Below are 20,150 nucleotides of genomic sequence, written 5' to 3'. Positions count from 1 at the left end.
GTTCCCACCCTAGAAGATCGCGGACCCCTCCGCCCCCGCCGCACAGCCCCCGCCCTCCGCCCCTCGGCCTGGTGATCATGGAGTTATCGCCCGACACGCCGACGACACGCGCGGCTAACTCCATGATCAACGCATCGGGGTGGGGGTGGGGTGGGGGTGGGGTGGGGTGGGGTGGGGGTTCGGGGTGGGACGGGGTCAGGCGTCTTCGTCGTCGGGGTCTTCCAGGCGGGCGAGGTAGGTGGCCAGGCGTTCGATGGGAGTTTCGAAGTCGGGGTTGAGGTCGACGAAGTCGCGCAGCCGCTCGCCGAGCCACTCCAGGGTCACCTGCTCCTCGCCCCGGCGCTCGACCAGCTCCTCAATGCCACGGTCGGTGAAGTACATGGGTACGTCCTCGTGCTCGGCCCGGCACGGCACGGGCCGGGCGGGTGGTGGGTGGATGGTCAACCGGCTGACGGGGCCTACGAGAGCCGGGGCAGGACCGTGGTGAAACGGCCCTACCCCGGCTTCCGTGCTCAGGTCAGGTCACGGGCGGGGGAGAGCCGCCTCGATCAGCGCGTTCTGCTCGACCTCGTGGGTCTTGGCCGAGCCGACCGCCGGAGCGGCGGCGGCCGGGCGGGAGATCCGCCGCAGCCGAACGTCCGTGAGGTGCTCCAGCAGGTTGAGCGCGACGAACGACCAGCCACCCTGGTTGGCCGGCTCCTCCTGCACCCAGGCGAAGTCCTCGGCGTTCGGGAACTGCGCGAGGGCGGCCCGGATCTCCTCCACCGGCAGCGGGTACAGCTGCTCCAGCCGGAGGATCGCGGTGTCGGTGACGCCGCGCTCCTGCCGGGCCTGGAACAGGTCGTAGTAGACCTTGCCGGAGCAGAGCAGCACCCGCTTCACCGCCTCCGGTGCCGGGGCGGCCGTGTCGCGCAGCACCGGCTGGAAGGTGCCGGTGGTGAAGTCCTCCACCGGCGAGACGCAGAGCTTGTGCCGCAGCAGCGACTTCGGCGTGAACACCACCAACGGCTTGCGCTTGGGCGACAGGGCCTGGCGGCGCAGCAGGTGGAAGTAGTTCGCCGGGGTCGTCGGGATGGACACCCGCATGTTGTCCTCGGCGCACATCTGCAGGAACCGCTCAGGCCGGCCGGAGGTGTGGTCCGGGCCCTGACCCTCGTGGCCGTGCGGCAGCAGCAGAGTGATAGCGGAGCGCTGGCCCCACTTCACCTCACCGGACGAGATGAACTCGTCGATCACCGACTGGGCGCCGTTGACGAAGTCGCCGAACTGGGCCTCCCAGGCGACGAGGGCGTTGATGTTCTCCACCGAGTAGCCGTACTCGAAGCCCATCGCCGCGTACTCGCTGAGCAGCGAGTCGTGCACGAAGAACCGGGAGCGGTCGCCATCGCCGGTGAGCGACTTCAGCGGCAGGTAGTCGTCGCCGGTGCGGGAGTCGACCACCGAGGCGTGCCGCTGCACGAACGTGCCGCGGCGGGAGTCCTGCCCGGCGAGCCGGACGGTGACCCCGTCGTGCAGCAGCGCCCCGAGCGCGATGATCTCGCCGAAGCCCCAGTCGATGTTGCCCTCGACGGACATCTTGGCCCGCCGGTCCAGCAGCTGCTGGATCCGCTTGTGCGGGGTGAAGCCCTCCGGCAGGTTGATGTGCGCCTCGCCGATGGCCTTGACCACTGACGCGTCGGTGGCGGTGTCGACCTGCGGCTCCGGCTCCTCCTCGCGGCGCGGCCGGTTGAGCTGGCGCGGTGCCGAGGCGGCGTCCCGGGTGGCCTTGAAGACCTTTTCCAGCTGCGCCTGGTAGTCGCGCAGCAGCTCCTCCGCGTCCTCCACGGTGATGTCACCGCGACCGATGAGCTCCTCGGTGTAGAGCTTGCGGACCGAGCGCTTCGAATCAATGATCTTGTACATCTGGGGGTTGGACATCGACGGGTCGTCGCCCTCGTTGTGCCCGCGTCGGCGGTAGCAGACCATGTCGATCACGACGTCCTTGTTGAACGTCTGCCGATATTCGAATGCCAGCCGGGCCACCCGGACCACTGCCTCCGGGTCGTCGCCGTTGACGTGGAAGATCGGCGCCTGGATCATCCGGGCCACGTCGGTGCTGTAGAGGCTGGACCGGCTGTACTCCGGCGCGGTGGTGAAGCCGACCTGGTTGTTCACCACGACGTGTACGGTGCCGCCGGTGCGGTAGCCGCGCAGCTGGGACAGGTTGAGCGTCTCGGCGACCACGCCCTGCCCGGCGAAGGCGGCGTCACCGTGCACCGCCAGCGGCAGCACGGTGTAGCCCTCCAGCTTGAGGTCGATCCGGTCCTGCTTGGCCCGGACGATGCCCTCCAGCACCGGGTCGACGGCCTCCAGGTGCGACGGGTTGGCCACCACCGACACCTTGACCGCGTGCTCGCCGTCCGGGGTGGTGAACTTGCCGTTCTGACCCAGGTGGTACTTCACGTCGCCGGAGCCCTGCGTCGAGCGCGGGTCCAGGTGACCCTCGAACTCCGAGAAGATCTTCTCGTACGGCTTGCCGACGATGTTGGCCAGCACGTTGAGACGACCCCGGTGGGCCATGCCGATGACGACCTCGTCCAGCCCGTTCTCGGCGGAGGATTCCAGCACCTCGCCGAGCAGCGGGATCAGCGACTCGCCGCCCTCTAGCGAGAAGCGCTTCTGGCCGACGTACTTCGTCTGCAGGAAGGTCTCGAACGCCTCGGCGGCGTTGAGCCGGTTGAGCACGTGCTTCTGCTCGTCGGCGGACGGCTTCTCGTACTTGCGCTCGATCCGTTCCTGGACCCAGCGCCGCTCCTCCGGGTCCTGGATGTGCATGTACTCGATGCCGACGCGGCGGCAGTACGAGTCGCGCAGCACACCGAGGATCTCGCGCAGCTTCATCCGCTGCCGGCCGGCGAAGCCGTTGACCGGGAACTCGCGGTCCAGGTCCCACAGGGTGAGCCCGTGCTGGAGGACGTCCAGGTCGGGGTGCTTGCGGATCTTGAATTCCAGCGGGTCGGTGTCGGCCATCAGGTGACCGCGCACCCGGTAGGCGTGGATCAGCTCGTGCACCCGGGCGGTCTTGTTGATCTGACCCTCGGAGTTGACAGCGACATCGCGCATCCAGCGCACCGGCTCGTACGGGATGCGCAGAGCGGTGAAGATCTGGTCGTAGAAGCCGTGCTCGCCCAGGATCAGCTCGTGCATCACCTTGAGGAACTCGCCGGACTGCGCGCCCTGGATGATCCGGTGGTCGTACGTGCTGGTCAGCGTGATGATCTTGCTGACCGCCAGCTCGGCGAGGGTGGCCTCGGACATCCCCTGGTAGGCGGCCGGGTACTCCATCGCGCCGACGCCGATGATCGCGCTCTGCCCCTGCATGAGCCGCGGCATCGAGTGCACGGTGCCGATGCCACCCGGGTTGGTCAGCGAGATGGTGGTGCCGGAGTAGTCCTCCATGGTCAGCTCGTTGCGCCGCGCCCGTCGGACCACGTCCTCGTACGCCTGCCAGAACTGCCGGAAGTCCATCTGCTCGCAGCCCTTGATGGAGGGAACCACCAGGTTGCGGCTGCCGTCCGGCTTGGCGAGGTCGATCGCGATCCCGAGGTTGACGTGTGCCGGGCGGAGCACCGCCGGCTTGCCGTTGGCCTCGGCGAAGGAGTTGTTCATCTCGGGGTGCTGGACGAGCGCGCGCACCATCGCGTAGCCGACCAGGTGGGTGAAGCTGACCTTGCCGCCCCGCCCACGGGCGAGGTGGTTGTTGATCACGATGCGGTTGTCCACCAGCAGCTTCGCCGGGACCGCGCGAACGCTGGTCGCGGTGGGCACGCTCAGCGAGGCGTCCATGTTCTGGACGATCTTCGCGGCGACGCCCCGCAACGGCGTGGTCTGCGGGCCGTCGGCGGTCGGCGCGGCGGCCTTGGCGGCCGGCTTGGCCGCAGCGGCCTTCTCCGGCGTCTTCTCCGGCGCGGCCTTCGGCGTGGCCGGGGCGGCGGGCTTGGCCGACGCCGGCTGGGCGGCGGCCGACTTGCTCGCGGTTGCCGGCTTGGCCGGGGCGCTCGGCTGGGCGACGGTGGCGGCTGCCTCCGGCTGACCGTCCGGCTCCGGGGCGGCGGCCGGCTTGTCCGACGACTCGGCGCCGCGCGGGGTGCCCGCTCCCGGTGCCGGTCGGTAGTCGGCGAAGAAGTCGTGCCAGGCCGAATCAACGCTCGATGGGTCGGCGAGGTAACGCTGGTACATCTCCTCGACGATCCACTCATTCGGGCCGAAACCCGCCAGTGGGTTCTCCTGCGAAGTCTGCTGGGTCGACACGGCCGGTAATCGCCTCTTTCACGCGGGTTTGTGTGGCACGCGGTGGGTCCGTCGCGCCCGATTAGGAGCACGGACTGGACGTCTCCAGGCTACGCCGTACCGATCCCGCAGGCATTTCCGCCTCGGTCCCGTGGCCGGTTTCACAGAAGATGCCAGAAGTTCAGCAACGCCTGCGCACACCGTGTCGAACTGGTAACACCAGGGGCCGGACGCCGAGGGGACGCTCGACCCCGGAACGGCCAGCTCGGTGCCGCCCCGGGGTCGCAGACGCCATCAGGCGATGTCGCGCCGTCGGGTGAGCAGGATTCCGACGACTCCGCTGACCAGCGCGTAGCCGATCAGCACCAGGGCCCCGACCCACCAGGACGGGGTGAACTCCGAGGTGCCCTCCGTGATCATGACCTGGGATGCCACAGCGGGCCAGACCACCTGCCACTTGAGCACCGCCTCGCTGTCGAGGAGGTTCGACAGGAGCAGGAAGAGCAGACCCACCACCTGGGTGCCGATCAGGTAGAGCACCGCCGCCGTGATCACCGCTCCGAGCTGGTTGGTGATCAGTGTGCCGATGCCCACACCGAGGATCGTCCAGATGGCGTAGGCCAGCAGGTTGAACAGCAGCGCCCGCTGCACCGGCCACTCACCGAGCTGAGTGCCGTAGTCGTTCGCGGACAGGAAGATCGCGCCGGCGGCCAGGTCGATCAGCGTGGTGGCCAGCCAGAACATGAAGCCGAGCAGGCTGGCGGCAACGAGCTTGCTGACGATCACCGACGTTCGCCGGGGGGTCGTCAGGAACGTCGTGGTCGCGGTCTGGTGGAAGAACTCGTTGGTGACCATCAGGATGCCGATGAGCATCACGAACATCAGCCCGAGGTACTGGCCCGAGGTGTAGAGGTTCGCCGCCTGCGCCGGCGCGGTCGCCTGCTCGGGGCTGACGCCGATGTTCTCGGCGTCACCGCCGAGCGCCGTGACGGCCAACCACGCGTTGATCGCGAACGCCAGGGCGATCGAGAGCAACGCGCCGATGGCCAGCCACCACCAGGTGCTGGTGGTACGGATCTTGAGTAGCTCGGATCGGACCAGGTTCATCGGATGCCCGCCTTTCCGGCCGTCAGCTCCAGGAAGACCCGTTCCAGATCGGGCCGTTCGGTGGTCAGTTCGTGCAGCTCGACCCCGGCCGCGAGAGCGGACCGGCCGATCGTCGGGGCGTCCACCCCGCCGACCAGCAGCACACCCTGTTCGTCGGTCTCGACGGTCGCCGACTGCGCCTTCAGGGCGGCGGTCAACACCTCGGCCTGCGGGGTGCGGACCCGGACCCGGGCGCCCTGGGCCATCGACCCGAGCACCTGGTCGACCGGACCCTGCCGGACCAGCTGCCCAGCCGCGATGATCACCACGTCGTCGGCGAGCAACTGCATCTCCGACAGCAGGTGGCTGGAGACCAGCACCGTACGACCCTCGTGGGCGAGGTTCTTGAGGAACCCACGCATCCACCGGATGCCCTCCGGGTCCAGCCCGTTGGCCGGCTCGTCGAGGATCAGCACGCGGGGGTCACCGAGCATCGCGGCGGCGATGCCGAGCCGCTGCTTCATGCCCAGCGAGTAACCCTTGAACTTGCGCTTCGCCGCCGGGGTCAGCCCGACCAGGGCCAACGCCTCGTCGGCCCGCTGCTTGGGCAGCCCGGCCGCGGCGCAGATGACCCGCAGGTGGTTGATGCCGGTGCGGCCCTTGTGCGCGCTGGAAGCCTCCAGCACCGCCCCGACCTGCCGCAGCGGGGTGGCGAGGTCGGCGTACCGCTGGCCGCTGATGGTGGCCGTGCCGGCGGTCGGCGTGACCAGGTTGAGCAGCATGCGCAGCGTGGTGGTCTTGCCTGCGCCGTTCGGGCCGAGGAAGCCGGTCACCCGTCCCGGCGCCACTGTGAAGGACAGGTTGTTCACCGCCCGGACGTTCTTGTACTGCTTCGTCAGACCGGACACCACGATCTGACCGTCGCTGGTGGGGCTTCGCTGCCCGTCAGTCATCGTTCTCCTCCCGTGTGTGGCGTAGAGGTACGCCGTGGCACAGCGTGACGGCCCGTGGCAACAAGGTCAATCAGGCGCGGTCGGTACGTCTGCCTCCGTCGCGGGGCGGAGGCGACTCATCCCTGCGGACTACGGCCCGGGCTCAGCGGGCGATCCAGGTTGCCCGCGCCGCGCCGAGCAACGACCCGTCCGGGCCGTACAGGCTGGTGTGCACGAGCGCCTTGCGCCCATCGACGCGCAGCAACGCCCCGGTCACCACACACTCGTCGCCCGGCCCGGGCAGCGCCGCGACCACGGCGGCGATCCGGCCCAGCAGGTACGGGCGGCCCGGCGCGAGCACCGCCCAACCACCGGGACAGTCCAGCGCAGCCCAGACCGTTGCCGCGCCGACCTGCGCGGGCGCGCGGAACGGTGCGGCGGTCCGCCCGTCCGGCAGCCGGCCGGGGAAGATCCGCAGTCCGTCGGCCCGCTGCGGCCCGCAGACGTAACAGGCGGGGAACGGATGCTCGACCAGGCCGGGGTATCGGGCCGAGGCGGCGACCGCCGTCTCCAGGTCGACAGGGGGTACGACGGCGTCGATCACCCCGGCCGGGCGTACCTCGGCCACCAACTCGCCGGCCGGGTCCCGGACCTCGCCGTCGACAAGGGTCAGTTCGGTCTCCAGCGGTGGTGGCCGGCGCAGCGTCACCTCGACCGGCCCGCCGCCCCCCGCCTCGGCGGCGAAGATCCCCGCGCTCCAGCCGCCGTTGCCCGAACCAGCGGGCCCGTTGTAGCGGGTTTCGATGCGCATTGTCGGCCTCCGGTGGAACGTGCCGGCGTCGTCGCCGGGCCGTACCGCAGCCTCGCACGATCACGGTGAGAGCCATCTGCCGGCCGGCGTTCATCCTGCCGACACCAGTGGTCCCCGTGAATGGCAACCCAGGCCCTTACACAGGTCCCATGGCCGTTCTGCATGCCGCTGGCGCACCCCTGAAGACCAGCGGATACACCCTGCTGATCGCCGACGATCCCACCCAGGTCGCGGCCGCGCAACGCCTGCGCCACGAGGTGTTCGCCACCGAGCTCGGCGCCACCCTCCTTCCCGGCGAGGCCGGGTTGGACGTGGACCCCTTCGACGCGTACTGCGACCACCTGATCGTCCGCGAGGACAGCACCGGCGAGGTGGTCGGCACGTACCGGCTGCTGCCGCCGGGGCGCACCAGCCGGCGCTACGCCGAGGACGAGTTCGACCTGAGCCCGCTCGACCCGCTCCGCGACGACCTGGTCGAGGCGGGCCGGTCCTGCGTGCACCCGGACCACCGCTCCGGCGCGGTGATCAACCTGATGTGGGCCGGCATCATCCGGTACCTGCACCTACGCGGCTCCCACTGGCTCGGCGGCTGCGCGTCGGTGCCGGTGGCTGACGGCGGGCGGACGGTGGCCGAGGTGTGGACCCAGGCCCGGGCCCGGCACCTGTCGCCGCCGCCGCTGCGGGTCCGCCCGTTGCGGCCCTGGTTCGCCGAGGCGGCTGCCGCCGGCCCGGTCGCCGGTTCCCCGGCCGGGAGGGTGGCGGTTCCGCCGCTGCTGCGTGGCTACCTCCGGCTCGGCGCGTGGATCTGCGGCGAGCCGTCCTACGACAGCGACTTCGGGTGCGCGGACTTCTACGTCCTCTTCTCCCTGGACCGGATGAACCCGCGCTACCTGCGGCACTTCCTCGGCGGTGAGCAGCGGTGAGCGCCGTGCCGCTCGACCTGTGGCGGCCCTCCTCGGGCTGCGACGACAACTGTCTGCCGGCGGCCGGCGAGGTGCCCAGTGTGCCGCTGGCCCGCCGGGCGCTTCGGCTGGTCGCCGTGCTCGGCATGCTGCTGGCCGGGATTCCGGTGGTGGCGCTGCTGCCGGTGCTCCCCACTCCGGAACGGCAGGCGCTGGTCGGTGGCTGGGCGCGGACCACGGTGCGCGCCTTCGGCGTCCGCCTCGTGGTTCGGGGTCGGTTGCCCCGGCGGCGCGCGCTGCTGGTCGCGAACCACGCCTCCTGGCTGGACATCCTGGCAGTGCTGGCGGTCGCGCCCACCCGGATGGTGGCGAAACGGGAGATCCGCTCCTGGCCGGTGGTTGGTCTGCTGGCCGCGGCGGCGGGCACGGTCTTCGTGGACCGCGCCCGGCCGTTGGCGCTGCCGAGGACCGTCGCCCGGGTCGCCGACGCGCTGCGCGCAGGGCGGTCGGTGGCGGTCTTCCCGGAGGGTACGACGTGGTGTGCCGGGAACGATGCCACCGACTGCCGCCCCGGCGGTGGGTTCCGGCCCGCGACGTTCCAGGCGGCCATCGACACGGGCAGCCCGGTGGTCCCGCTGCGGCTCACCTACCGCTGTGCGGCCACCGGTGCGACCACCACGGCAGCCGCCTTCCTCGGCGCGGACACCCTGCTGCGCTCGGTGGCACGGGTGGTGGCGGCGCGGGAGCTGGTGGTCTCGGTGACGATCGCCGCCGCGCTGCACCCGGCCCGTGACGCCGACCGGCGGCTGCTGGCCCGGGCCGCCGAGTCGGCCGTACACCTGGTGCCCACGGCGGGTGCCGTTTCGCGGCCCCGGCTGCGGCCGGTCCCGACGGCGACCCCGGCCGTTTCCGTCCCACCGCCCGCCACGGGCAGCGACCTGGACCTGGCCGCCTAGGGGAGGTGCGCCCGCCGCCCCGCCCCTACCGCCCCGGCGGTGCGAGAGTCGCGACAGTCTTGTGATGTCGCGATGTATCGCGTTACAGTCTCCTTCTGTTCGGCGTGCCTCCCGCGCGTCGTCGAGAGGGGGACGCCATGGCCGGTTGGACGGTCGAGAGCCCACAACGGCTCACAGTGGACGCTCCGGTCGTCCGGCTGGACGTGCGACTGATCAGTGGGCGGCTCAACGTGGTCGCCACCGACGGGCCGACCCGGATCGACGTGACCCAGGTCGGCCGTCGGCCGGTCCTGATCGACCACACCGACGGTCGGCTCAACATCCGCCAGGAGCGTGGTCGGGGCTGGTCGGACGTCCTGCGCTGGTTCCGGATGATCCACCGCTACCCCCGGGTGGACGTCTCCATCGCCGTGTCCGCCGACGTTCTCGCCGATCTGGGCCTGGTCGCGGGTTCGCTGGTCGCCTCCGGCCTGCGTCGGGAGACCACCGCCCACGTCGTCGCCGGCCAGATCACCCTGATGGGGTTGCGCGGCAGCACCTCGGCGAAGCTCACCTCGGGTCCGGTGGAGGCGCTCGGCGTCCGCGGTGACCTCACAGTGGAGACGATCTCCGGGGAGGTGATCCTCGCCGACAGCGCCGCCGACCGGGTGCGGGCCCAGACCGTCTCCGGTGCCATCACCTGCGATCTGGACAACCCCCGGGGCAGCGAGATCCGGTTGACCACCATCTCGGGCAGCATCACCGTCCGGGTCCGCGCGGACAGCGACCTCGCCGTCCAGTTGAACACCGCCTCCGGCCGGATCACCAGCGGCTTTCCGCAGCTGCACAGTTCGACGTTCCCGCTGCCCAGCAGCGAGGGGGTGCTCGGCTCCGGCAACGGTAAGCTCTGGGCTTCCGCGACCTCGGGGAGCATCGCCCTGCTCGCCCGAGCCGTCGACGACGATGGAGAGGAGCTGCCGTGACCGCCGTGTTCAGCCACGGGCGGCTCCGGCTCTACCTGCTCAAGCTCCTCGACGACGGCCCGAAGCACGGCTACGAGCTGATCCGCCTCCTGGAGGACCGCTTCCTCGGTCTGTACGCGCCGAGCGCCGGCACCATCTACCCCCGTCTGCAACGGCTGGAGGTCGAGGGTCTGGTCAGCCACACGGCGGCCGGCGGCCGCAAGACGTACGACATCACCGCCGCCGGCCGGGCGGAGCTGCGCCAGCGGGCCGCTGAGTTGACGGAGCTGGAAACGGACATCGCGGCCTCCGTGGCGGACCTCTCCAGCCTGGCCGGCGAGATCCGCAGTGAGGTACGCGGATCGGCCCGCGACCTCAAGCGGGAGTTGAGCGAGGCCACCCGGCAGACCCGGCGGGCCCGGTGGGAGGCGCCCGCACCGCCGCCCAGGCCGGCGTCGACCGCCGGGCCGCAGGCCGAGCTGTTCGACGAACTCGATCAGCGGCTGACCGCGTTCACCGCCGAGGTGGGTCGGCTGATGCGCGCCCGACAGTTCAGCGACACCCAGCTGCGCACCGCGATCCGGCTGCTCGACGGTGCCCTGGACGGGTTGCGTCGCCTGCTGCGCTGACCGGCGTCACCGGACGGTCGGCGACTCACAGCGTTTTTGCAGGAAGCGTCCAGCGGTGGCGCAGTGACATCACCGATGATGGGCCCATGCCCGCTACCCAGACCGAGGCGCGACTGCTTGTCGTCGAGGACGACCCCAACATCCTCGAACTGCTCTCCGCGAGCCTGCGGTTCGCGGGCTTCGACGTGGCCACCGCGACAAGTGGAAGCGCGGCGCTCAACGCCGCCAAGGACCACCGGCCCGACCTGGTGGTACTCGACGTGATGCTCCCCGACCTCGACGGTTTCGAGGTCATCCGGATGCTCCGCGAGGGCGGCACGCGTACGCCCGTGGTGTTCCTGACCGCCCGGGACGCCACCGACGACAAGATCCGTGGGCTGACCCTGGGTGGCGACGACTACGTCACGAAGCCGTTCAGCCTGGAGGAGCTGACCGCCCGGATCCGCGCCGTGCTGCGCCGCACCACCACCGGCGAGCAGGCCCCGTCCCGGCTCACCTTCGCCGACCTGGAGCTGGACGAGGAGACCCACGAGGTGCACCGGGCCGGCCAGCGGGTACAGCTCTCGCCGACCGAGTTCAAGCTGCTGCGCTACCTGATGCTCAACGCCAACCGGGTGCTGTCCAAGGCGCAGATCCTCGACCACGTCTGGAACTACGACTTCCGGGGCGACGACAACATCGTCGAGTCCTACATCTCGTACCTGCGGCGCAAGGTCGACACCACCCAACCCCGGCTGATCCACACTCTTCGCGGGGTCGGGTACGTCCTGCGCAAGCCGGCGGCGTGAACGCTGTCCAGCAGGCGAAGGGGCGGGTGCGAAGCGTTCCGCTGCGGGTGAAGCTGGTCGCCTCGGTGCTCGCGCTGGTCGCCGTCGCGCTTCTGGTGATCAGCTCGTTGACCGCGTACTTCCTCCGCAACTACCTGGAGGGCCAGGTCGACGGGCAGGTCCGGTCGACCGCCCAGGGCCTCGGCCAGTTTCTTCAGCAGCTGCGCAGCGGTGAGGTCGGCGCGATGCTGCCCAGTGACTACGTCGTGATCGTGGCCGACGAGCGGCAGGTGCACGACCCCCAGTACGACACGCGCAACTTCTACCCCGCACAGCTGCCCACGTTTCCCGCCACCCGCAAGGACTTCGAGGCGGCGGAGGGCGAGCCGCGCACCGTCATCTCACATGATCGCCTCACCCGGTGGCGCGTCTACTACGCGGCTCAACAGGACGGCTCGGTGCTGGCCGTGGGTCAGCCGCTGACCGAGGTGGACCGGGCGGTGAAGCAGCTCGTCTGGATAGACCTCCTGGTCGGTGGCGCAGTGCTGATCATGCTGGCCTCGGTCGGTGCCGCGATCGTCCGGACCAGCCTCAAGCCCCTCGTCGAGATCGAGCAGACCGCCGCAGCGATCGCCGGCGGTGACCTGAGCCGTCGGGTGCCCGACCCGGAGGAGGGCCAGGCCGAGCCAACCTCGGAACTGGGCCGGCTGTCGCGGGCGCTGAACGCGATGCTCACCCAGATCGAGGCGGCGTTCACCGCCCGAGCCGCGTCGGAGACCTCGGCCCGATGGGCGGAGAGCGCCGCCCGGGATGCCGCCGCCGCAGCTCAGGCGTCCGAGGCGCGGGCCATCCGCTCCGAGGAGCGGATGCGGCAGTTCGTCGCCGACGCCTCGCACGAGCTGCGGACTCCGCTCACCACCATTCGTGGCTTCGCCGAGCTGTACCGGCAGGGTGCGGCCCGTGCGCCGGAACAGACCGCCGGCCTGCTGCGCCGGATCGAGGACGAGGCGTCCCGGATGGGTCTGCTGGTGGAGGACCTGCTGCTGCTCGCCCGGTTGGACATGGAACGGCCGCTCTCGCTGACCCCGGTGGAGTTGCCGGTGCTCGCCTCCGACGCGGTGCAGGCCGCGCGGGCGATGGCACCGGAGCGGCGGATCGAGTTGGAGATCGCTCCCGAATCGGGCCCGCTCGTCGTCTCCGCCGACGACGCGCGGCTGCGACAGGTGATCGGCAACCTGGTCACCAACGCGCTCACGCACACCCCACCGGAGGCGGAGGTCCGGGTACGGCTGCGCGCCGAACCCGGGGGCTCCGCCGTCGTGGAGGTGGTCGACACCGGCCCCGGACTCTCGGCCGAGCAGGCGGAACGCGTCTTCGAACGGTTCTACCGGGCCGACGCGGCCCGCACCCGACGAGCCGACGGCAACACCGGGACCGGCCTCGGCCTGGCCATCGTGGCGGCGCTGGTCGCCGCCCACCACGGCTCGGTCGAGGTGGCCGAGACGCCCGGCGGCGGGGCCACCTTCCGGGTGCGGCTGCCGCTGCTGGCGCAGGTCGACGGAGCCGGCGAGTGACTTTCAGCCAACTTCCAGGACGGTTCCAGGTTGATTGCAGTGCGGAGGGAGAAGGTAGTTCCATGACCGAGTTCGAGTCCGACCCGCAGCGCCGGCCGGCCCCCACCGACGCCGAGCCGTCGCACCCCACCGCCGAGCTGCCGCGCGACGAGCGTGTGCAGTCCGACTCCCCGACCACTCCCGTACCGGTCGTCTCGACCGGCGGCGACCCGACGGTCGCCTCCACCACCGGTGACGCGGAGACCACCGCCGCCACCCCGGCCGCCGCGCCCGCCGGGTACTCCGCGCCCGCCGGCCAGCCGACCGGGTACGAGCCGTCGACCGGCTACGAGCGGCCGGCCGCCACGCCGTCCGCACCGCCGTACCCGGTCTCCGGTCACCCGGCGCCCGGCCAGCCCGGCTACCCGCAGCCGGCCGGCCACTACCCCGGTGCCCCCTGGTACCAGGGCCAGCAGTCCGGCTGGGCCGGCGGGGGCCAGCCGGGCATGCCGTACGCCCAGCACCAGCAGCACCCGGGGCAGCACCCGCAGCACCCCGGGCAGCACCAGCAGCACCTCGGACAGCACCCGGGCCAGCCGGTCCCGCCGTGGGGCCCGCAGGTCGCGCCGCCCGGCAGCGGCCCCCGGCCGGGTCGAATCGCCAAGTTCGCCGGTGCCGGCGTCGCGGTGTTCGCCCTGATGCTCGGTTCCGGTGTCGCCGGTGGTGCGCTCGCGCTCGCCCTCGACGGCGACGGTGGCGGCATCACCCGCACCTACTCCGCGGCTCCCGTGATCAATGGCGCGGACCTGCCGAAGATCGCCGCGTCGGTGCAGGACAGCGTCGTCTCGATCACCACCGACAGCGGTGAGGGCTCCGGAGTGGTGCTCAGCGCCGACGGGTACGTGCTGACCAACAACCACGTGGTCGCGTCCGCCGCCGGCGACGCCGTGCGGGTGGTCTTCGCCGACGGCAAGACCGCCGACGCGAAGATCATCGGCACCGACCCGAAGACCGACCTGGCCGTGGTGAAGGCCAACGGGGTGAGCGACCTCAAGCCGGCCAAGTTCGGCGACAGCGACGCCATGCAGGTCGGCGACCAGGTGCTCGCCCTCGGCAGCCCGCTCGGTCTGCAGGGCTCGGTGACCTCCGGCATCCTCAGCGCCCGGGACCGCACCATCCGGGCCGGTGAGGGTCAGCCGCAGGACCCGACCCAGCAGCAGGGCCAGGCGGTCAGCTCGATCTCCGGCCTGCTCCAGACGGACGCCCCGATCAACCCCGGAAACTCCGGCGGCGCGCTGGTCAACACCCGGGGCGAGGTGATCGGCGTCAACACCGCCATCGCGACCTCCGGGCAGAGCACCGGCAACATCGGTGTCGGGTTCGCCATCCCCAGCAACAAGGCCAAGGACGTCGCGGGCAAGCTCCAGCGCGGCGAGAAGGTCAGCCACCCGTCGCTCGGAGTCGGCGTCAACCCGGCCGAGGGCGGCGGCGCCCTCGTCGCGTCGGTCACCCCGGGCAGCCCGGCGGAGAAGGCCGGCCTCCAGCGCGGCGACGTCGTCACCCGGTTCGGCGACAAGCCCGTCAACGACTCGGACGACCTGGTCGGCGCGGTGCAGGCCGGCAAGGTCGGCGACCGGGTCGAGGTGCAGTTCAAGCGCAACGGTGTCGAGAAGTCGGCGACCGTGACGCTCGCCGAGACGTCCTGACCAGTTACTGAACCTGCTTCCTCCCTCCGGCGGCGGGTGGCGGGGCCGAGGGGGTCGGCTCCGTCACCCGCCGCTTCTTTACGCCCGGACGGCGGTTCACCCGGATCGGGTGAACCGCCGTCACCCGTCCGCCCGGCAGGTTGGCAGGGCGACGACCGGAACCGGGGGTGGAGTGCCATGACCGAGGTGGTGGGTGTCCGCGAGGACCAGCGGATCCAACGCGACGTCCTGGCCGAGCTGGCCTGGGACCCCCAACTGCAACCGAACGAGATCGGGGTGACCGTCGACCAGGGCGTGGTCACCCTGACCGGGTTCGTGGACGGTGCCGCTCGCGGCTGGGCCGCGACGCGATGCGCACAGCGGGTTCGAGGCGTACGGGCGGTGGCCGACGAGATGGAGGTGCGGCTGCCCGGCACCCCGGGACGTACCGACGCCGAGGTCGCCGACGCCGCCACCCGTGCCCTGGAGTGGGACAGCTTCGTGCCCGCCGAACGGCTGGACGTGACAGTGGCCAACGGCTGGCTGATGCTGCGCGGCGAGGTCGAGTTCGGGTGGCAGCGGCGGGCCGCCGAGGGTGAGGTGCGCCGGCTCGACGGCGTACGGGGAATCACCAACCTGATCGAGGTACGACCCGCGGCGCCACCGGACGCCGAGCGGCTGCGGCGGGACGTCCAGCGGGCGCTGCTGCGCACGCTCGGCGGCGAGCGGGTGACCGTCGAGGTGGACGGCGACACGCTGGTCCTCGCCGGGGTGGTCCGTTCCTGGTGGGAACGTGACCAGGTCGAACGGGTGGCGTGGTCCGCGCCCGGTGTGCGGGTGGTCCACGACCAGCTCCTGGTGGGCGGGTGATCGTCGTCCGCCGTGTCCGGTTTACCTCGGACGCCACCGGGAAACCGCCGCCGACCAGCGGTGCCGCCGTACCGGGGAGCAACGGGGAGGACTCGTGGCCGTGAACCACCCGCCTGCGGGCCGCCCCGAGGAGCGGTCGTTGCGCATCGCGATGGTGGTTCCGCCGTGGTTGTCAGTGCCGCCGCCCGGCTACGGCGGCCTTGAGCAGGTCGTCGCCGCCCTGGTCGACGCGCTCTGCGGGCAGGGGCACTCGGTGACCCTGTTCGGTGCCGGAGGTGACCACGGCACGGCGGCCGACGGCTTCGTCTCCACAGTGGCCGAGGTCCAGTACGAGCGGCTCGGCGAGTCACTGCCCGAGCTGGCACACCTGGCCCGGGTGAATCGGCTGATCAGCCCGGCCGACTTCGACGTGATCCACGACCACACCACGATCGGTCCGCTGGTCGCCGGCCGTCGGGCCGTGCCGACGGTCGCGACGGTGCACGGCAACCCCGTGGGGGAGTACGGCGACGTGCTGAGTGATATCGACGCGGGCGTGTCGCTGGTGGCCATCTCGCACGCTCAGCGCCGGCTGAACCCGAACCTGCCATGGGCCGGCACCGTGCACAACGCGCTCGACATCAGCGGTTTCCCGCGCAAGCACACGCCCGGCGCGGGGCCGGTGCTGTGGCTGGCCCGGTTCAGTCCGGACAAGGGCCCGGACACCGCCATCCGGGCGTGCCGGGCGGCCGGACTGCCCCTGCTGTTGGCCGGCAAGTGCAACGAGCCGGCCGAGCGCCGCTACTACGAGCAGGTCGTCGAGCCGATGGTCGACGAGGACGTGACAGTGGTGCTCAACGCGGACCGCGCGACGACGCTGCGGATGCTCGTCGACGCGCGCTGCCTGATCATGCCGATCCAGTGGGACGAACCGTTCGGCATGGTGATGCTGGAGGCGATGGCCACCGGCACGCCGGTGGTGGCGCTCAACCGGGGTGCGGTGCCGGAGCTGGTGCGGCCGGGGCTGACCGGGCTCGTCGTCGAGCGGTCGGAGGAGCTACCCGCGGCGTTGCTCGCGGCGGAGCGACTCGACCCGGAGGACTGCGTGGCGCACGTGGCCCGGAACTTCTCGGTCGAGCGGATGGCGAGCGGCTACGCCGAGGTCTATCGGCGCTTCGCCCTCGGCCGGCACGACGTCCGTGAACCGGCCCGGGTGCCGGTGCGCTGACCCACCGGTGTCGCCGGGTCAGGCCCCGGTCGCGCCCAGCTCGGCGATGGCGGCGTCGAGTCGGGAGGCGTACGCCGGGGTGATGCCGCCCTCACCGACACGGACGGCGACCTTGGCGCGCAGCCGGGCCACCGGCGGCGCCAGCTCTTCGCGGCCGGAGCTGACCGCGACCGTCAGGTTGCGCAGCTCGTTGCGCAGGTCGAGGGCCACGTCGTCGCGGATCTCGCCGGCGCTCAGCCCGGTGCCGATCAACCCGTCGACCCGGCTCGCGACCTCGGTGAGGGTGCCCGGGTTCGAGGTGGGTGCCCCGGTGGTCGGCCTCGTCGAGGGCGTCGGGGTCGGCGGGGCGGACGTGATCGGCGTGGAGGGCTGAGGGGTCGGCGGGTCGGTCGACGGGGTCGTCACCGGTCCGGCGGAGGGCTGTGCCCGGCGGGTCGGCTGCTGTTCGGGCAACAGCGCCACCCCGGCCACTGTCACCCCGACGGCCAGCACCAGCAGCAGCAACACCAGTCGCCGCCGCGACCAGCCCGATCCGGTCGGCGGCTCGCCCGCACTGGAGGAGGCTCCGCCGTCCGAGGCGGCTTCGTCCAGTCGCGCCGCCGCCGGAACGCTGGCCGTCGCGACGGCCGGCGACTGCGGTGGCAGGGGCTGGGTGGGCACCCGGATGGTCGCCGTCGGGGGCTCGGCGGGCAGCGAATGGTCGCGGAGCGCGGTGGCGACCTGCCGGGCGGTGGGCCGGTCCGCCGGATTCCGGGCGAGGCTGCGCAGGCAGATCTCGGCCACCGGCGCGGGCAGGTCCGGTAGATCGGCCAGCGTCGGCGGTGGACCAGTGGCCAGCGCGGCGCTGAGCTGCTCCCAGGTGTCCGCCGGATACGGGACCCGGCCGGTGAGTGCCTCGTGCAGCAGCACGCCGAGCGAGTACACGTCGGTGGACGGCTGGGCCGGCGCGCCGTCGAGACGTTCCGGTGCGACGTACGCCGGGGTGCCGAAGGTTTCGCCGTCCTCGTCCTCGTCGGGCGCGCCGATCCGGGTGGCGATGCCGAAGTCGAGCACCTTGACGCCCGTCCCGGTCATCATCACGTTGGCCGGGGTGATGTCCCGGTGCACGATGCCGAGCCGGTGTGCCGCTGCCAGTGCGTCCGCCACCTGCGCGCCCACCTGGACCGCCTCGGTCCACGGCAGCGGCCCCTCGGTGAGCCGAAGCTTCAACTCCTCGCCGCTGAGCAGCTCCATCACCACGAACGAGGTGATCGAGCCGTCCGGGTCGACCGTCTCGCCGTAGTCGTGCACGGAGGTCAGGTGCGGGTGCACCAACTGGGCGGCGGCCCGTGCCTCCTCGCGCACCATCCCCCGGAACCGTGCGTCCGCGGCGAGTGACGGGGCGAGCACCTTGAGCGCGACCACCCGGTCCAGTACCTCGTCCCGGGCACGCCAGATGACCGACATGCCACCGGCGCCGATCTGGTCCAGAAGTCGGTATCTGCGAGCCAGCAATCGGCCCGGATGCAGCGCTGCCTTCACGGATCGCACCTGCCTCAGGGGTGGGAGCGGTATCAGGTTGCGCGAATGTGTCCTGCCTGTCAACGCTGTCGACGCCGGCCGTCGACGGACGGTGCCTGCCGTGCGCCGACCGCCGTCCGACAGCGGCCCACCGGTCGGCGGCGGGCCCGTGCCAGGATGGACGACATGGCGGGGGGACCGGTGGCGTTCGTGCTCGGCGGCGGGGGAGTGCTCGGCGCGGTCGAGGTCGGCATGTTGCGTGCCCTGTTCCGGGCCGGCATCCAACCCGACATGGTCCTCGGCACCTCGATCGGTGCGGTCAACGGCGCGCTGGTCGCCGCCGACCCGTCCGAGGCGGTGACCGACCGGCTGGTCCGGCTCTGGGCCTCACCCGAGGCGAGCGAGGTGTACGGCGACTCGGTCGCCCGGCAGCTGCGCCGTTTCGCCGCCCGCACCCACCTGCACTCGCCCCGGCCGCTGCGCCGCCTGTTGGAGACCGAGCTGGGGGTGGACACCACCTTCGCCGATCTGCGGGTGCCGTTCCGGTGCTGCGCCGCCCACATCGAGCGGGCCGCCGAGCACTGGTTCGACAGTGGTCCGGTGGTGCCGGCGGTGATGGCGTCGGCCTCGGTGCCGGGCCTGCTTCCGCCGATGGAGATCGACGGCGCGCACTACGTGGACGGCGGGATCGTCAACTCCATCCCCATCGGCGAGGCGGTCGCCGTCGGCGCCCGCCGGATCTACGTCCTCCAGGTCGGTCGGATCGAACGGGAGCTGACTCCGCCCCGTCGGCCGTGGGAGATCGCGCAGGTCGCGTTCGAGATCTCCCGCCGGCACCGCTTCTTCCGGGAGTTGGCGGCTCTGCCGGAGGGGGTGGAGGTGCACGTCCTGCCGACCGGCGGGCTCAACCCCCGCGACGACACACCGTGGGCGTACCGGGACATGGCGGCGGTGGGACGGCGGATCAGTCGCGCGTACACCGCCTCCCGGCGCTACCTCGCCACCCACCAGGAGCGGTGATGCCGTTACCTCCGCGGTGGCTGCGTCGGTTGCTGTTCGCACCCGCCGTCGTGCTGCTCGCCTTCGTCGTGGTCACCACGTTGCCGGTCTGGGCGCTGCTGGCCGCAGCCGCGTCGCCGCTGGTCCCGGGCCGGTTGCGTCCACTGCGACTGCTCTGGATCGGCTGTTTCTACCTGGTCTGGGACGCTGCCGCGCTGCTCGCGCTCTTCGTGCTCTGGGTCGTCTCCGGTCTCGGTTGGCGGACCCGGTCGCCGGCCTTCCAGCGCGCGCACTACGTGCTGGCCGGCTGGTTCCTGCGGGTGCTGTTCTGGCAGGCACGGTGGACACTGCGGTTGAGCATCGACGTGGTGGGCACCGACCCGGACACTGCGCTGCCCGGCCGGCCCGAGCTGGTGCTCTGTCGGCACGCCGGGCCGGGCGACTCGTTCATCCTGATCCACGGGCTGGTCAACTGGTTCCACCGGGAGCCTCGGATCGTCCTCAAGGACAGCCTCCAGTGGGATCCGGCGATCGACGTGCTGCTCAACCGGCTGCCCAACCGGTTCATCGCGCCGACTCCGGAGCGCGGCGAGGAGACGGTACGCCAGGTCGGGCACCTCGCCACCGGCCTGGACGACAACGACGCGTTCGTGATCTTCCCCGAGGGCGGCAACTTCACCCCCCGGCGACGGCTGCGCGCCATCGCCCGGTTGCGCTCCCTCGGCCTGGAACGGATGGCCCTGCGCGCCGAGCGGATGCGCCACGTGCTCGCCCCGCAACCCGGTGGGATGCTCGCCGCGCTGGACGCCGCACCCGACGCCGGGGTCATCTTCGTCGCCCACACCGGTCTGGACCGGATGCTCACCGTCGCCGACGTGTGGCGGGAACTGCCGATGGACAAACGGATCGTGATGCGGTTCTGGTCCGTGCCGCCGGAGGACGTACCGACCGGACGGCAGGAACGCATCGACTGGCTCTTCGACTGGTGGGCGAAGATTGATGCCTGGATCGCCGCTAATCGGTAAATGTCCGCGTAGGGTGCG

General features: G+C 71.6%; 17 protein-coding genes. 11 read left to right on the top strand and 6 right to left on the bottom strand.

Annotation, left to right across the window (positions count from 1 at the left end; translation table 11 throughout):
* Window positions 1-195: 195 nt before the first annotated feature.
* From ACIBEF_RS01745 to ACIBEF_RS01725, 5 genes are all read right to left on the bottom strand, one after another.
* Entirely contained in the window at window positions 196-381 is a 186-nt protein-coding gene (locus ACIBEF_RS01745) for a DUF6104 family protein (protein ID WP_355008138.1), read from the bottom strand.
* 141 nt (window positions 382-522) lie between these two features.
* Window positions 523-4,290, bottom strand: coding sequence for a multifunctional oxoglutarate decarboxylase/oxoglutarate dehydrogenase thiamine pyrophosphate-binding subunit/dihydrolipoyllysine-residue succinyltransferase subunit (locus tag ACIBEF_RS01740; RefSeq protein ID WP_396790262.1), 3,768 nt, complete (start codon window positions 4,288-4,290; stop codon window positions 523-525).
* Window positions 4,291-4,563: 273 nt separating this feature from the next.
* On the bottom strand, window positions 4,564-5,376 hold the full coding sequence (locus ACIBEF_RS01735) for an ABC transporter permease (RefSeq protein WP_355008136.1): 813 nt from the start codon (window positions 5,374-5,376) through the stop codon (window positions 4,564-4,566).
* Window positions 5,373-6,308, bottom strand: a complete 936-nt coding sequence (locus ACIBEF_RS01730) for an ABC transporter ATP-binding protein (protein ID WP_396790260.1) — start codon at window positions 6,306-6,308, stop codon at window positions 5,373-5,375. The genes ACIBEF_RS01735 and ACIBEF_RS01730 overlap by 4 nt, the downstream gene beginning before the upstream one ends.
* Window positions 6,309-6,450: 142 nt before the next feature.
* The gene (locus tag ACIBEF_RS01725) at window positions 6,451-7,098 is read right to left on the bottom strand and encodes a hypothetical protein (protein ID WP_396790258.1); all 648 of its coding nucleotides are present in this window, start codon (window positions 7,096-7,098) and stop codon (window positions 6,451-6,453) included.
* 149 nt (window positions 7,099-7,247) lie between these two features.
* Here ACIBEF_RS01725 and ACIBEF_RS01720 point away from each other — a divergent pair, with 149 nt between their 5' ends.
* The 9 genes from ACIBEF_RS01720 (at window position 7,248) to ACIBEF_RS01680 (ending at window position 16,608) form a co-directional block, all read left to right on the top strand.
* Window positions 7,248-8,021 carry a GNAT family N-acetyltransferase gene (locus ACIBEF_RS01720; protein ID WP_396790256.1) on the top strand — a complete coding sequence of 258 codons (774 nt, stop codon included), beginning with the start codon at window positions 7,248-7,250 and terminating at the stop codon, window positions 8,019-8,021.
* Entirely contained in the window at window positions 8,018-8,956 is a 939-nt protein-coding gene (locus tag ACIBEF_RS01715; RefSeq protein WP_396790254.1) for a lysophospholipid acyltransferase family protein, read from the top strand. Before ACIBEF_RS01720 ends, ACIBEF_RS01715 begins: the two co-directional genes overlap by 4 nt.
* A 137-nt stretch (window positions 8,957-9,093) precedes the next feature.
* Window positions 9,094-9,918: a DUF4097 family beta strand repeat-containing protein gene (locus ACIBEF_RS01710; RefSeq protein WP_396790252.1), complete on the top strand. Its 825-nt coding sequence runs from the start codon at window positions 9,094-9,096 to the stop codon at window positions 9,916-9,918.
* Window positions 9,915-10,526, top strand: coding sequence for a PadR family transcriptional regulator (locus ACIBEF_RS01705; RefSeq protein WP_396790250.1), 612 nt, complete (start codon window positions 9,915-9,917; stop codon window positions 10,524-10,526). Before ACIBEF_RS01710 ends, ACIBEF_RS01705 begins: the two co-directional genes overlap by 4 nt.
* A gap of 86 nt (window positions 10,527-10,612) precedes the next feature.
* Window positions 10,613-11,314 (top strand): response regulator transcription factor, encoded by a 702-nt coding sequence (locus ACIBEF_RS01700; RefSeq protein ID WP_030336721.1) that lies wholly within the window; start codon window positions 10,613-10,615, stop codon window positions 11,312-11,314.
* Complete coding sequence (locus tag ACIBEF_RS01695; protein WP_396790248.1) at window positions 11,311-12,867, top strand: ATP-binding protein; 1,557 nt, start codon at window positions 11,311-11,313, stop codon at window positions 12,865-12,867. The genes ACIBEF_RS01700 and ACIBEF_RS01695 overlap by 4 nt, the downstream gene beginning before the upstream one ends.
* A gap of 62 nt (window positions 12,868-12,929) precedes the next feature.
* A complete protein-coding gene (locus ACIBEF_RS01690) occupies window positions 12,930-14,552 on the top strand; it encodes a trypsin-like peptidase domain-containing protein (RefSeq protein ID WP_396790247.1) in 1,623 nt (540 codons plus the stop codon).
* A 177-nt stretch (window positions 14,553-14,729) separates the two neighbouring features.
* Window positions 14,730-15,401 carry a BON domain-containing protein gene (locus ACIBEF_RS01685; RefSeq protein ID WP_396790245.1) on the top strand — a complete coding sequence of 224 codons (672 nt, stop codon included), beginning with the start codon at window positions 14,730-14,732 and terminating at the stop codon, window positions 15,399-15,401.
* A gap of 151 nt (window positions 15,402-15,552) precedes the next feature.
* The gene (locus tag ACIBEF_RS01680) at window positions 15,553-16,608 is read left to right on the top strand and encodes a glycosyltransferase family 4 protein (protein ID WP_396790434.1); all 1,056 of its coding nucleotides are present in this window, start codon (window positions 15,553-15,555) and stop codon (window positions 16,606-16,608) included.
* 18 nt (window positions 16,609-16,626) lie between these two features.
* Here ACIBEF_RS01680 and ACIBEF_RS01675 read toward each other — a convergent pair whose 3' ends face one another.
* Window positions 16,627-18,129 carry a serine/threonine-protein kinase gene (locus ACIBEF_RS01675; protein WP_396790243.1) on the bottom strand — a complete coding sequence of 501 codons (1,503 nt, stop codon included), beginning with the start codon at window positions 18,127-18,129 and terminating at the stop codon, window positions 16,627-16,629.
* A gap of 165 nt (window positions 18,130-18,294) precedes the next feature.
* On the opposite strand from ACIBEF_RS01675, the gene ACIBEF_RS01670 reads away from it, so the two are divergent.
* Together ACIBEF_RS01670 and ACIBEF_RS01665 are read left to right on the top strand one after the other, a co-directional pair.
* A complete protein-coding gene (locus ACIBEF_RS01670) occupies window positions 18,295-19,128 on the top strand; it encodes a patatin-like phospholipase family protein (protein ID WP_396790241.1) in 834 nt (277 codons plus the stop codon).
* A complete protein-coding gene (locus tag ACIBEF_RS01665; protein ID WP_396790239.1) occupies window positions 19,128-20,132 on the top strand; it encodes a 1-acyl-sn-glycerol-3-phosphate acyltransferase in 1,005 nt (334 codons plus the stop codon). The genes ACIBEF_RS01670 and ACIBEF_RS01665 overlap by 1 nt, the downstream gene beginning before the upstream one ends.
* Window positions 20,133-20,150 lie beyond the last annotated feature (18 nt).

It is taken from the genome of Micromonospora sp. NPDC050795 (genome assembly GCF_044456785.1).
Lineage (GTDB): Bacteria > Actinomycetota > Actinomycetes > Mycobacteriales > Micromonosporaceae > Micromonospora.
This window is presented reverse-complemented; position numbering and strand designations above follow the sequence as displayed.